Here is a 13,424-nt window from a genome sequence, read left to right on the forward strand (position 1 = left end):
ACTCCCCGGATGCGGGGTAGGGCGCCCTTTTTGTCCGCCTAATACGCTCTCAGGAATCTGCCAGAGAGGTTGACTATTGTCGATCAACGTTCCGCAGAAGACCGGCGATCGTGTGAAGGAGAAGGCATGGTGACGGGCACCGCCACCCGGCCCCGGATCCGCCACAACGACTATTCGCCGCTGTCGCCGCCGGAGGCCGGTCACTGGACGCCGAGCCTGCCGGTCAGCGTGGTCATCCCCGCCCACGGCAACCAGCCGCTCGTCGACCTCACCCTGGCCGCCCTGTCGGCGCAGACCTATCCCGCCCATCTGACCGAGGTCGTCGTGGTCGACGACGGCAGCCTGCCGCCGCTGCGGTTGCCGAAGATCCGGCCGGAGAACACCCGGATCATCCGCTCGGGGCCCGGCGGCTGGGGGCCCGCGTTCGCGCTGAACGCCGGGATCGCCGCCAGCGAGGGCACGGTCGTCCAGCGGCTCGACGCCGACATGGTCGTCTACCGCGACCATCTCGAACGGCTGCTGCGCTGGCATCACCTGACCGACTATCTGGTCACGATCGGCGCCAAGGTCTTCGTCGAGCCGCCCGCGCTCACCCCCGAGCAGATCGTCGAGGCGGTGGCCCGCGACCGGCTCGGCGAGCTGATCGACCTGTCGCAGGCGACGCCGAGCAGCACCGAGCGCACCATTCTGCGGCTCGACGGCATGAAGAAGAGCCGCAACCCCTACCACGTGGTGACCGGCCCGACCCTGTCGCTGCACCGGACCCTGCTCAAGGCGGTCGGCGGTCTCGACGCCGAGGTGCACCGGGGCGAGGACACCGAGTTCGCCTACCGGCTGGCCCAGGGCGGCGCGGTGTTCGTGCCCGACCTGTCGGCGCGGGCCGTCCACATGGGGGTGCCGGCCCAGAAGCGCAACCGGGCGGCCACCGTGAAGGCCGTGGAGCCCTACCACGCGCAGCGCATCCCGCTCCGCCGCGACCTGCGCAAACAGCGCGGGCGTACGTGGCACACACCGTACATAGAGGTGGTGTTCGACGTGTCGAAGGCGAGTGAGCGGGAGGTCCGCGACGCCGTCGAGTCGGCGCTGACCGGCTCGATCACCGACGTGCGGGTGCTGCTGACCGCCCCGTGGTCGTCGGTGAAGACGGGGCGCGGCGAGGCCATGGCGGGTCAGGAGTTCGAGCTGCGCCTGATCAGCGAGAGCATGCGCGGCGACCCCCGGGTCCACCTGGCCGAACGGGCGCCGGCGACGGCCTTCCCGGTCCCGTTCCGCTACCGGGGATCGGTGCACGCGCCGCCGGCCCCCGAGACCCTCGAGCGCATGACACGGACGATGACAGACGGGCGGCTGGGGGTCCTGGTGACCGAATCGCCGGCCGGGACCGAGGCCGTCATGGAACGCACCGAGGCGGTTTCGCGCGCTTTGTTGCTGGCGCGTCCAGGCGAAACTCCACACGATGTCATCCGCCAGACACACGGGGTCAGGCGGACCTCCCCCGCGAACTTCTGGCCCCGCCCGGATCCCGGCTCCGACGTGCCTCAGGAGAAGCGGCGCGGGCTAGGGTTGTTTCGCCGCCGCACGTCATGACATGTCGATTCGACGGCAAAATCTCCGTATTCCTGCTAACGAATCATGAGAGATCTTCCAATAGAATCCCGATCCATTCCTTGTTGACACGGAGGCTGACAAAAGATGCCCACGCTACGCCGTCTGGCGATGCTCGGCGCAGCAGCCGGAACGGTCGTGCTGGCCGCCCTCGCCGCCCTCGTCCTGATGGGCGCGCTTCCCGTGGTCGACGCCCTGGTGCTGGTGTTGCTGGGCGGGTGCCTGGCCGCGCTCGCGCTGCTGCTGTTCAGCGTGCGGCGGCTCGACGGCAAGACCCAGCGGATCGACACCCGCGTGAAGAAGCTCGAGACCAACCTCGCCCGGGTCACCGACACGCTGGGCACGGTCTCCGATGAGCTGGCGGGCGCCTCCCGGCTGCTGGCCGAGGGCGCGGCCCGCCGCGACGACGACCTGCGCGCGGTGCTGGCCGCCCTCGGCGAAGACCGCGTCAACGCGATGTTCCTGCGCAACGAGGTCGAGGCCGAGATCAAGGAGATCCGCCGCATCACCGGGGCGCCGCCCCGGGTGAGGACCGATGTGGGCGAGCGTTGACGGCGCGGATCAGGCACAACGACTGGAGCTCCCTGCGCCCGGCACCGCTGGGCGCCTGGACCCCGCGCCTGTCCGTCAGCGTCGTCATCCCGGCCTACCAGTGTCAGGACGCACTTGACCGCACGCTCGCCGCGCTCGCCGCGCAGAGCTACCCGGCCGACCTGACCGAGGTCGTCGTCGCCGACGACGGCAGCACGCCCGCGCTGACGCTCCCGCCGCTGGCGCCCCACCAGACCAGGATCGTCCGGGTGCCCGCCGGTTCGTGGGGGCGCGGCGCCGCGCGGCAGGCCGGGGCCTCGGCCGCCTCCGGCGACGTGATCCACTGGCTCGACGCCGACATGCTGCTCGACCGCGAGCACATCGAGGCCCACATGCGCTGGCACCACCTGGCCGCATACGTGGTCGTGCACGGCACGATCAGGTTCGTCTCCGCCGAGCAGCCCTCCCCCGCCCACGTCTACGCCGAGGTCGCCGCCGGGCGGTCGGCCAACCTGTTCCCGGGGGCGGACGTCCACCCTCATGTGTGGCTGGAGAAGACCCTCGCCGAGACGCGGCACCTGCGCGACGCGCGGTCGAACCCGTCGCGGCTCCACTCGGGCGCGACCACCTCGGTGCGGGCGGCCATGCTGGCGCGGGCGGGCGGCGTCGACGTGACCATGAACATGGGCGAGGACACCGAGCTCGGCTACCGGCTGACCCAGGCCGGGGCCGTGTTCATCCCCGACGCCGAAGCGCTGAGCTGGCACGTCGGCAAGTCGACGGTGATGCTCCGGGAGAAGGAGGTGCACCGGCACAACTGGACCCTGTTCGCCGACCGCATCCCCGATCTCCGCTGGCTGCGCGCCCATCCGCGGCGGGTCTACTCGGTCCCGTACGTCGAGGTGGTCGTCGCCGCCACCACCTACGAGGAGACCAGGGGAACCGTCGACAGCGCCCTGGCCCAGACGATCCACGACCTCTCGGTCACGATCGAGGGCCCGTGGGACGAGCTGCCCACCGGCCGCCGGGCCTCGCTCGACGAGCCGATGCTCGACCTGCGGCTGCTCGGCAACCTCTACGCCGGCGAACCCCGCGTCAACCGGGCGGTGCAGGCCCCTTACCGGCTGACCCTCCCGGCGGGCTGGTCGCTCGGCGCCGACAGCGTCGCCCGGCTGGTCAAGCTGGCCGAGAGCCAGGGGTACGGGCTGGTCTGCGCCGCCCTCGCCGAGACCCACGACGGCGTGGCGACGGCCCGGCTGGAGAAGACGGCCGCCTACAACCGGGCCCGGCTGTTCCCCGGGGAAGCCCCCGACGACGTGGTCGACGAGCTGTTCGGCGCGCACTGGGTCGACGGGGCCGAGTTCGGCGTCGTCCCGCTGGAAGAGGCCGAGCCGCTCAAGGGCGACGCCCAGACCTGGCGGGCGCTGGCCGAGAAGCACAAGGCCGAGGCGCGCAAGCACAGGGCCGAGGCCGAACGGTGGAAGGCGGAGGCCGAGAAGCTGGCCGCCCAGCCGCCGGCCAAGCGCCGATGGAGGGGCCGATGACGACGTACACGATCGGCTTCGACGAGGGCGAGGGCGACCTCGACAGCGGACCGCACCTCGATCCCGAGTCCGAGGTCGCCGAGCTGACGGTGCTCGCCAAGACCCCCACCGACCTGCGCCGGGCGATGACTCTGCAGTCGACGCTGCCCAAGGCGTCGAAGGTGTCGGTGGTGGTCGCCGAGGCGCCCTACTGGTTCACCGCGCCGAACCCGTCGCTCACCCCGGCCCACCGGTGGCGGGCGCTGACCGAGGTCCGCACATATAAGAAGGGCGCCGGCTGGCAGGTCGACGTCACCTTCAGCGCCCCGACGCCCTCGGGCCGGGTGGTCACGGCCGTGGCCCGCGCGTTCTCCGGGAACCGGCTGGAGGCCATCGCCTCGCCGGTGCCGGTGGTGGCCGGTCCGGGCGCGGCCCACTGGCGGCCCGGCGACCCCAACGCCGCCGTCGCCGATCCGAAGGGCCCGATGCCGATCCGCATCGGGGCGCCCGCGGGCGACCTCGTGGTCCGCACCGACGCGTCGGCCCCCTGGGCCGGCGACGCCGTGACCGTCGACCGGCCGGCCTCGCCGAGCTGGGAGGAGATCGGGCGTCCCGGCGGCGAGAGGCTGCTGGCGGCCGGGCTGAGCGACCCCGCGCTGGTGCCGCCGGTCGACGACCGGTCGGTCAACCCGATCGGGTTCGTCAGCGTGCCGACGCAGGGGGTCGGAGAGCTCACCGTCGTCGACGACGCCTGGGTGATCCGGTACGACGGCGCGGTGCTGACCCGGATCGCGACGTCGGGCGCGGTGACCGTCATGGACGTCAACCGGGTCCGCAAGCTGCGCGGCGTCACGATCGACTGGCGGCGCGGCAGCACCCTCGGCACCATGGGCCCGCTGACCGCCGTCAGGGTCGTGGCCGGGCTGGCCGCCGCCGGGGTGCCGCTGGTCTGCGACCACGTCCCGGTGTGGGCGGGGGCGCTCGGCCCCGGCCTGGTCGCCCTGCTCGGCGCCGCCCCCGAGGGCGTGCTCGACGACGACCTGACCCGCGAGGAGCACAGCATCCGGCTGCGGCGGCGCGCGCTGCGCGACCACGGGGTGAAGGAGCGCTGGGCGCGGCTCGGCGCGGTCGGATCGTACCTGCCGACCACCTCGATCCTGCTGGCCACCCGGCGGCCCGACCAGGTCGCGTTCGCGCTCGAACAGGCCGGACGGCAGCGCGAGGCCGACCTCGAAGTGGTGCTGGCGCTGCACGGCGTGCCCCGCGAGCATCCCGGCGTCGCGGCGGCCATCGAGAAGTTCGACCGGCCGCTGACCGTCTACCAGGCGCCGCACGCCCAGGCCTTCGGGTCGGTGCTGAACGCCGCCGCCGAACGCGCCTCCGGGTCGATGCTGCTGAAGATGGACGACGACGACTGGTACGGCCCCGACTTCCTGGCCGACCTGCTGCTCGCCCACTCCTACAGCGGCGCCGACGTGATGGGCACCTCGCCGGAGTTCGTCTATCTCGCGGCCATCGACGTGACCGTCCACCACCAGCAGATCACCGAGCAGGTCACCAACTTCATCGCCGGCGGGACGATCCTGGCCACCCGCTCGGCCTTCGACGCGGTGGGCGGCTTCCGCCCGCTGCCCCGATCGGTCGACACCCAGTTCCAGCACGCGGTCCAGGCCGCGGGGGGAACCATCTACCGAGGTCACGGCCTCGGCTACATCCTGCGGCGGGGCAAGGCCACCGAGCACACCTGGCGGGAGCCGATCGGCACCTTCCTCAAACGCAACAAGCGGCAGTGGCGCGGGTTCCGGCCCAACGCCCTGATGGAGCTCACGGGAGGCAGGTCATGACGGCTCGCGTACCCCGCAACGACTACGGCGTGCTGGTGCCGCCGTGTCCCGATTCCTGGCAACCCGGCAAGACCGTGTCGATCGTCATCCCGGCCCGCGACTGCCAGCGGAAACTCGACCTGACGCTGGCCGCGCTGGCCGTGCAGGACTACCCGGCCCACCTCATGGAGGTGATCGTCGTCGACGACGGCGGGCCGCTCACGGTGCCGCCGGGGGTGCGCCTGGTGCCCAACGAGGGCTGGGGCATCGCGTGGGCGATCCGCACCGGGTTCGGCTACGCCACCGGCGAGGTCGTGCTGCGGCTCGACGCCGACGTGGTGCCCTCGCGCGGCCACGTCAGCGCCCACATGCGGTGGCACCACGCGGCCGACTACCTGGTGGTCCTGGGGTCGCTCCGGTTCACCGCGTCCGAGACCGGCCTGCCGCCGGTGTGGGCGCTGCGCGAGGCCGTCCGTGACGGGCGGGAGGCCGCGCTGTTCGAGGAGTGCGAGGGCCACACCTGGTGGCACCAGCTCGTCGACGAGCACGACGGCCTCCGGCGGGCCCCCAGCCCGCTGCTGCACCGCGTCCACGTCGGGGCGAGCGTCTCCCAGCACCACGACCTGTGGACGCAGGCCGGCGGCATCGACACCTCGCTCGTGCTGGCCGAGGACACCGACCTCGGCTACCGGCTCACCCAGGCGGGCGCGGTGTTCGTGCCCGAACTCGAGGCGCCGGCCTGGCATCTCGGCCGGTCGACTTTAATGCGGCGCCAGACCGAGGTGAAGCGCTACAACGCGCCGTTCGTCGCCGACCGCATCCCCTACCGGCGGTTCCTGCGCACCGAGGGCGGACGCCAGTGGCTGGTGCCCTACGTCGACGTGGTCATCGACACCCGGGGCGCGAGCTATGAGCACGTCCGCGGCGGCGCCGACGCGGCGCTGGTCAGCACGCTGCCCGACGTACGGGTGACGTTGGTGGGCGAATGGTCGCAGCTGCACGACGGCCGGCGCTCCGCCTTCGACGACCCCCGGCTCGACGCCCGGCTGATCAAGGGCGGTTACGAGCACGACGGCCGGGTGAGGCTCGTCGAAGACCCCGGTCCGACGTCGGCGCCGGCCCCGTTCCGGCTGGTCTGCCCGCCCGGCTGGACGATCGCCGCCCAGACCCTGGCCACCCTCATCGAGAAGGCCGACGCGACCGACCTCGGGCTGCTGCACATCGCGCTGACCGAGACCCACGAGGGCATCGTCACCGCCCGGCTCGAACGCACCGCCGCCATCGCCCGCGCCCGCCACGTCATCAAGGACGGCGAGGAGTTCGACGACGTCGTCCACGAGCTCTACGGCTCCGAATGGCTCGACGGCGAGGAGCTCGGGTTCGCCCCGGTCGACACCGGCGTCAAGCCGCCCATCGTGAGCCGGAACACCGAGGCCGCCCACTGGCGGGCCCTGGCCATCGACCGTAAGATCGCCGCCGGACGGCTGGAGAAGCAGGTCCACGCACTGGAGCGGCAGGTCGCCGCCCTGGAGAAGAAGGCCGCCAAGGGCACCGCCGACACGGCGCGCTGGCAGGCGAAAGCGGAGAACTGGCGGGTGCAGACGGTGCGGTTGCAACGGCGCGGTGAGCGCACGGTGTTCAAGCGGGCGTTGCGCAAGGCCCGGCGGCTGCTGGGCTGATGACCCTCACGGTGAGTCGCGGCCTCCCGGTGCGGGAGGCCGCTCGCGGTCATGGCCCATGGGTGGGCCTGATCACCGTGGTCGCGGCCGTCGGCTACACCCTCGTCGGCTACCTCGAACTGCGCGGCATACGGGCCGGGGTGCTCGACCTGGCCATCTTCGACCAGGGCGTGCGGAGCTACTCGGAGTTCCGGCTGCCCGAGTCGGTGACCAAGGAGTACCTCGACGGCTTCCACGACGAGGGGTTCTCGCTGCTCGGCGACCACTGGTCGCCGATCCTGGCGCTGCTCGCGCCGCTCTACTGGCTCAACGACGGCCCGTTATCGCTGCTCTTCGCGCAGGGGGTGCTGTTCGCGCTGGCGGCGCCGCCGCTGTGGCTGTTCACCCGCCGCCGCCTCGGCGCCGCGTCGGCCTACCTGGTCTCGGTCGCGTACGTCGTCTGCTGGCCGGTCGCCCAGGCCGTCGAGTTCGACTTCCACGAGGTGGCGTTCGCGCCGCCGCTGATCGCGTGGATGGTCGAGCGGTACGACGCCGGCCGGGTCCGCACCGCGCTGCTCATGGGCGGCCTGCTGCTGCTCACCAAAGAGGACATGGGCCTGGTGATCGCGGGGTTCGGCCTCTACCTGGCGGCCCGGGGCCGCTGGCGGAGCGGGCTCCTGCTGGTCGGCGGCGGGGTCGCGGCCGTGCTGGTGGCGACCAAGGTGCTCATCCCGTTCTTCGGCGGCCGCGACGGCTTCTACTGGCGCTACGAGGACCTCGGCGACGGCCCGTTCTCCGCGCTCGTCCACGTGCTGACCCATCCGGTGCGGACGCTGGCCCTGCTCGGCACCCCACCCGACAAGCTGGTCACGGGCTGGCTGCTGCTGATGGTGCTCGGGGCGTGCCTGCTGTCACCGCTGGCCCTGCTGTCGCTGCCGCTGCTCGCCGAGCGCATGCTGTCGTCGTATCCCCACTGGTGGGGGGTGCCGTTCCACTACAACGCGTTCCTGGCGATCCCGCTGTTCCTGGCGGCCGTCGACGGGATCGCCCGGTTCGGGCCCCGGACACGGGTGACGTGGGCGGCCGGGGTGCTGGCGACCGGGCTGGTCACGGCGCCGCTGTTCGCGTACGGGACGATCGCGCGGACCGAACTCGGGCCCGAGCCGGCCTATGTGGCCGTCGCGCGCAGGGCGGTCGCGGCGGTCCCGCCGGGCCCGATGGTCGCGGCGGCGCTGCCGGTCGGGGCGAGCCTGACGGCCCGCAACCCGGTGATCCTCTGGGAGCCGGCGCCTGCCTACGAGAACCCGCCGTGGATCGTGGCCTTCACCCGCTGGAAGACGACCCCGTTCGACCGCGTCGAAGACCAGGTGGCCGAGGTGGAGCGGCTCCGCTCCACCGGATACCGGACGGTCTTCGACGAGGGCGGCTTCGTCGTCCTCCACCGGCCCCAGGAAGCACCCACGCCCGTTTCATAACTCTCTGACCAGGGAAAACGTCATTCGTCGGGTTTCATCCCGTTTGTGCGTTAATTCCGGTTAGAGGGTTCACATCATGCTGGTCGAGAACAGGACGGACCGTACGGTCTGGCTCGGGCTGTACACCCTGCAGGACAGGGCCTACCTCGCCACCACCTTTCCGTGGGGCGCCCGCCAGAAGCTTCTGCCCCACCAGCGGAAGGAGTTCTCACCGGCGGCCGAGCGGCAGCAGGTGGTCTTCTGGAACACCGGCGCCCTCGGCGACATGCTGCACGTCCCGCGTTCGATGCGGACGACCCAGGTCTCGATCGACCAGGACGCCGACGGCTGCTTCATCTACAACCATCTCGGCGATCCCGCCCCGATGGACCGGATCGAGCACTTCGTCGTGCTGATGCTGGAGAACCGGTCGTTCGACAACCTGCTCGGCTGGCTCTACGACGACACCGACAACGTGCCGCCGCGCAACGTCCCGGCGCCGCCGGACGGCAAGCCCTACTTCCTGGGACTCAAGGAGAAGGCGTACTGGAACACCGTCGCCGCCGGCGCACACGACACCGCTCCGGAGGAAGGCCGCACCTACGCGCGGAAGGGGGCGCGGACCGACACCACACCCGACCCGAACCCCAGCGAGATCTGCTGGTCGTTCGTGGAACAGATGTACGGCACCCCGATGCCCAGGGCGGGGCAGCAGCCCAACATGTGGGGTTTCCTGGCCAACTACGAAGCGCACACCCGGCCGCGGGACCGGTCGGTCGTCATGGACTGCTTCACGCCCGACCAGGTGCCGAACATGAGCACCCTCGCCAAGCAGTTCGCCGTCTGCGACCGCTGGTTCGGCTCGGCGCCCTGCGAGACCTGGCCCAACCGCTCGTTCCTGCACGCCGGTACGTCGTTCGGCCGGCTCAACAACTGTGACGCCCCCGACCAGGAGGACTGCGTACCGAACTTCTTCCCCTACGCCGGGAAGCGCACCGTCTTCGACGCTCTGGACGAACTGGGCATCCGCTGGCGTCTCTACCAGGACGCCGCCGTGCTCGGCACCCTGCTGAGCGCCCAGTTCTGGACGGTGCCGCAGAAGCTGAAACGGCAGGCCCACCACGCGATGTACATCGGGCCGGACCTCAAGCCGGGGTTCCGGATCCAGTTCCCGCCGGAGTACATCTTCGTCGAGCCGTCGTACTGGCTGGAGAACAACGACCAGCATCCGCCACACAAGGTCTCCAGCGGCGACGCGCTGGTGGGCACGATCTACCGGGCGCTGTCGACCAGCCCCCGCTGGAACAGGATCCTGTTCGTCATCACCCACGACGAACACGGCGGCTGCTACGACCACGTGCCCCCGCCCGCGGCCATGCCGCCCGACGGCTACGTGCCCCAGTTCTGCGTCGGGGAGATCAACCCCTTCCGGGTGTACGGGCCGAGGGTGCCGGCCATCCTGGTGTCGCCCTACATCGAGGCGGGCACCGTGTTCCGGGCGCCGGCCGAGGCGTGGCTCCGCAACGACGACGACAACAGCAAGCGGTTCCCGGCGAGCGGCGGCCTCACCGAGTTCTACGCCGACACCAACGAGCTGGTCTGCCCGCCCGGCCGCGTCGTCACCGGCATGGCCCTGCGCCGGAAGGCGCCTCCCGGATCGGAGGGCAACCGCGTCGCGCTGTCGCTGCAGCACTCCCGCCCCGACGGCTCCGATCCGCAGTGGCTGGAGAACGCCGACTGGAACGGCGAGTACGTACCCCAGCGGGGCGGCCTGGGCAGCTTCGTCGCCGACACCAACCCGCTGATCTGCCCGCCCGGCCGCGTCGTCACCGGTCTCGCCTTCCGCCAGAAGGCTCCTCCCGGCCACGACCCGTCGACCGGGAACCGCATCGCGCTGGCCCTGCGGCACTCCAAGCCCGACGGCTCCGACCCGCAGTGGCTGGAGAACCCCGACTGGAACGGCAACCACGTGCCGGCGAACGGCGGCCTGGCCACCTTCGACGTGGACACCAACCCGCTGACCTGGCCGCCGGGGGCGATGCTCGGCGTGGCGCTGGGGCAGAAGGGCGCCAACCACCTGGCGCCCCAGGCGTTGACCGTGGGTGCCGAGTTCGACCACACGTCCATCCTCGCGTCGATCCGCGACTGGGTCGGCGCGCGGTCGGACCTGCTGGGCCCGAACGAACGCATCAGGCGGGCCCCGACGGTCTGGCCGGTGCTAACCCGGACCAAGCCCCGGACCGACACGCCGGTGCTGCCCGAACCGGTCGCCGCTCCGGCCGAGTTGAACGGCCACAAGCCCACTCCGCGCCAGATCGACCTCATGGCGCTGGCCGAGGGAGAGCGGACGGCCGTGGCCGAGGCCGCTCAGGCCAACGGCCGGGCTCCGGAGTGGTGGGAGCGGCGCATCGCGGAGGCCGCCCAGGAGACGGCCGCCGAACTCGGGGGCGCGGCCGACTCAGGCGACCTGCCCGATGAACTGACCGAAGGGATCGCTTAGAACTCTTCCCAGGTCGACTTGTCGGGGACCGGGCGCGACTTGCCGCCGATGACGTCTTCCAGCGGACGCACCACCGTGCCGTGCTTCTTGCGCGAGTCGAGCCAGGTCAGGAACTCGTCGAGCAGCTTCTCGGTGGTGGAGTAGTCGCCGCACACCCGGGCGCAGACCTTGTGGATCACCACCGGGAGCAGCCCCCCGCCGGCCCGTTCGGCCGCCGTGACCTGCTTCTTGAGGTCGTTCAGGGTGGTGTCGTGGTTGACCGAGCCGTAGGTCCGGACCGAGTAGAGCTGGGCGGGCCGCATCGACTCGACCGGGGCGCAGTAGTCGCACGAGCCGAGGGCCAGGCCGCCGACGGTGCGGGCGGCGTTGTAGCCGCAGAAGCGGGCGGCGTGCTGGGAGTCGCCGTTGTTGGCGCCGAAGGGGTAGGCGAACGTGGTGACCGGGAGCTTCAGCTTGAGGAGGGCGGCCCGGTCGGCGCAGATGTCGACCCGCTGGTCGATGGCGGTCAGGTCGGGCAGCCGCACGTGGTGGAGGGTGTGGCCGCCGATCTTGTGGCCCTGCCGGGCGAGGGCGCGGACCTGGCCGACGCTGAGTTTTCCCTTGGTGTTCAGGTCGCCGCTGTTGATGTAGAACGTTCCGCGAACACCGTGTGAATTCAGGATTTTCGCGGCGGTGAGGTGGGTGGCGTCGCCGTCGTCGAAACCGAGCGCGACCACCGTCTTGACCTTGGCTTTCGGGCGAGCGGCCTGCGCGGGCGTGGTGACCAGCAGCATCGGAAGGAGCGTTCCCAACAGGACGCCCACTGCTCCTAACCGGAGCGAAGACCGCATGACCGACTCCCGTCTTCAAGTGTGGTGGGGGAAGGTGACCAGGCTAGCGGCTATTGCCCCGGAAACCGGCTGCTAGACCCAATCGGTACACATGGATCACTTGCGGCCGAACAGCACCAGAACGAGGCCCGGGGACCGGTCCGGTTCCCACGTCCGGAGCGGTTCGAAGCCGAGCACCCGGAGCGACCTGAGCTTGGCCGGGGCCACCCGGCCGAGGTCCTCGACGCCCAGGGCGGGGTTGCCGCGCCAGACCGCCCACACCCGCGTGGCCTGGCTCAGCACGTGGTTGAGGTCGCCGCGTTCGACGAAGCCGAAGGTGCCGGGGACTCGGCTGGTGCCGCGCCGCAGCACGTCGGACGGGAAGCCGTCGGTCGTGCGGCGGTAGTAGAGGATGCCTTCACGCTGTGGGGCGGAGCCGTAGATCAGCACGTCGCCCGGCTGATAGGCGCGTTCGATGGTCTCGACGACGAACGGGTAGTCCTCGCGGCGGCCGTCCTGCGCGCGGTTGAGGGCGAGGTCGGGCAGCGCGACGATCCCGCCCACGAGCAGCAGCGCCAGCGCGGCGGGCGGCCGGACCCGCGCCAGGGCGAGCCCGGCCAGCAGGGCCAGGGCGGGCGCGGCGGCGAAGAAGTAGCGGTCGACGTACAGGGGGATGGTCACCCACGAGACGGCGAACAGCAGCAGCGGGGGCAGCAGCAGCCACGTCCAGAGCCCGCTCAGCCACGGCTTGAGCGGCGTGCCCGACCCGGCCACGGCCGCGCCGATCAGCAGCAGCGCCAGCCCGCCCGACCCCGTCAGCGCGCCGGGCAGGCTCGTGACGGTCTTCCAGTCGGGCCGCTCGATCCAGCCCACCGCCTCGCTCTGGAGCGCGCCCAGCACGACCAGGCCCGCCCACGGCACCAGGCCGATCGCGGCGGGGATCAGGAACCTGCGCAGATCCCCGCTGCGCCAGGCCACCAGCAGCTGCGCCGGAAGCACGAGCACCGCCATCAGGTGGGTGCAGCCGAGAAAGAGCACGCTCAGCGTGTACGCCACCCACGGCCGCCGCCCGGTCTGGCCGATCGCCCGGTGCAGGGCCCAGAAGGAGAGCACGGCCGCCAGGGCGGCGAAGGCGTAGGGGCGGGCGTTCTGCCCGTGGTAGGAGGTGAACGGCAGCAGCAGGAACGCGACCGCGGCCCAGATCCCGGCCGTCCGGGAGCACAAGCGGCGGCCCAGGTCGGCCAGCAGCCCGGCGGTCACCCCGACGGCGAGGGCGGTCGGCAGCCGCAGCCACCACAGGTCGTCGCCGAACTCGGCCCAGAAGTGCATGACCGTGTAGTAGGGCAGGAAGTGGGCGTCGATGTTCTGGGCGAGCTGCCACAGGCCGCCGAGCGACCGGGTGATCGCGCTGTAGGTGGCCAGTTCGTCGTTCCACAGCGAGGGCGTGGAGATGCCCACGACCATCGCCGCCGTACCGACGGCGCCCGCCGAGAGGGGTATCGCGACGTCGGTCCGGTTCAT

The 13,424-nt window shown here is 71.6% G+C and carries 9 protein-coding genes; 7 read left to right on the forward strand and 2 right to left on the reverse strand.

Features of this window, described 5'->3' with window-relative positions; genetic code table 11:
• Positions 1-126 precede the first annotated feature (126 nt).
• The 7 genes from FDA94_RS06940 to FDA94_RS06970 all read left to right on the forward strand — a co-directional run bounded on the left by FDA94_RS06940 (position 127) and on the right by FDA94_RS06970 (position 11,094).
• The gene (locus FDA94_RS06940) at positions 127-1,587 is read left to right on the forward strand and encodes a glycosyltransferase family 2 protein (protein WP_246059596.1); all 1,461 of its coding nucleotides are present in this window, start codon (positions 127-129) and stop codon (positions 1,585-1,587) included.
• A 105-nt stretch (positions 1,588-1,692) separates the two neighbouring features.
• Entirely contained in the window at positions 1,693-2,157 is a 465-nt protein-coding gene (locus FDA94_RS06945) for a hypothetical protein (RefSeq protein WP_137246188.1), read from the forward strand.
• The gene (locus tag FDA94_RS06950) at positions 2,154-3,680 is read left to right on the forward strand and encodes a glycosyltransferase (protein ID WP_137246189.1); all 1,527 of its coding nucleotides are present in this window, start codon (positions 2,154-2,156) and stop codon (positions 3,678-3,680) included. Before FDA94_RS06945 ends, FDA94_RS06950 begins: the two co-directional genes overlap by 4 nt.
• Complete coding sequence (locus tag FDA94_RS06955) at positions 3,677-5,503, forward strand: glycosyltransferase family 2 protein (protein ID WP_170990815.1); 1,827 nt, start codon at positions 3,677-3,679, stop codon at positions 5,501-5,503. The genes FDA94_RS06950 and FDA94_RS06955 overlap by 4 nt, the downstream gene beginning before the upstream one ends.
• Entirely contained in the window at positions 5,500-7,161 is a 1,662-nt protein-coding gene (locus FDA94_RS06960) for a glycosyltransferase family 2 protein (RefSeq protein WP_137246191.1), read from the forward strand. The genes FDA94_RS06955 and FDA94_RS06960 overlap by 4 nt, the downstream gene beginning before the upstream one ends.
• Before the next feature lie 62 nt (positions 7,162-7,223).
• On the forward strand, positions 7,224-8,615 hold the full coding sequence (locus FDA94_RS06965; protein ID WP_170990816.1) for a DUF2079 domain-containing protein: 1,392 nt from the start codon (positions 7,224-7,226) through the stop codon (positions 8,613-8,615).
• A 76-nt stretch (positions 8,616-8,691) separates the two neighbouring features.
• Positions 8,692-11,094, forward strand: a complete 2,403-nt coding sequence (locus FDA94_RS06970; protein ID WP_137246193.1) for an alkaline phosphatase family protein — start codon at positions 8,692-8,694, stop codon at positions 11,092-11,094.
• Here the strand turns inward: FDA94_RS06970 and FDA94_RS06975 are convergent.
• Positions 11,091-11,867, reverse strand: a complete 777-nt coding sequence (locus tag FDA94_RS06975) for a polysaccharide deacetylase family protein (protein WP_170990817.1) — start codon at positions 11,865-11,867, stop codon at positions 11,091-11,093. The genes FDA94_RS06970 and FDA94_RS06975 overlap by 4 nt on opposite strands.
• A 153-nt stretch (positions 11,868-12,020) precedes the next feature.
• Positions 12,021-13,424 carry a glycosyltransferase family 39 protein gene (locus tag FDA94_RS06980; RefSeq protein WP_137246195.1) on the reverse strand — a complete coding sequence of 468 codons (1,404 nt, stop codon included), beginning with the start codon at positions 13,422-13,424 and terminating at the stop codon, positions 12,021-12,023.

The organism is Herbidospora galbida, assembly GCF_005233835.1.
In the GTDB taxonomy this organism is placed as follows: domain Bacteria; phylum Actinomycetota; class Actinomycetes; order Streptosporangiales; family Streptosporangiaceae; genus Herbidospora; species Herbidospora galbida.

Bases quoted from the DNA above. Each gene is read 5' to 3' on its own strand.
- FDA94_RS06940 (WP_246059596.1), top strand. From the start codon at position 127: ATGGTGACGGGCACCGCCACCCGGCCCCGGATCCGCCACAACGACTAT.
- FDA94_RS06945 (WP_137246188.1), top strand. From the start codon at position 1,693: ATGCCCACGCTACGCCGTCTGGCGATGCTCGGCGCAGCAGCCGGAACG.
- FDA94_RS06955 (WP_170990815.1), top strand. From the start codon at position 3,677: ATGACGACGTACACGATCGGCTTCGACGAGGGCGAGGGCGACCTCGAC.
- FDA94_RS06960 (WP_137246191.1), top strand. From the start codon at position 5,500: ATGACGGCTCGCGTACCCCGCAACGACTACGGCGTGCTGGTGCCGCCG.
- FDA94_RS06970 (WP_137246193.1), top strand. From the start codon at position 8,692: ATGCTGGTCGAGAACAGGACGGACCGTACGGTCTGGCTCGGGCTGTAC.
- FDA94_RS06975 (WP_170990817.1), bottom strand. From the start codon at position 11,867: ATGCTGCTGGTCACCACGCCCGCGCAGGCCGCTCGCCCGAAAGCCAAG.
- FDA94_RS06980 (WP_137246195.1), bottom strand. From the start codon at position 13,424: ATGAACCGGACCGACGTCGCGATACCCCTCTCGGCGGGCGCCGTCGGT.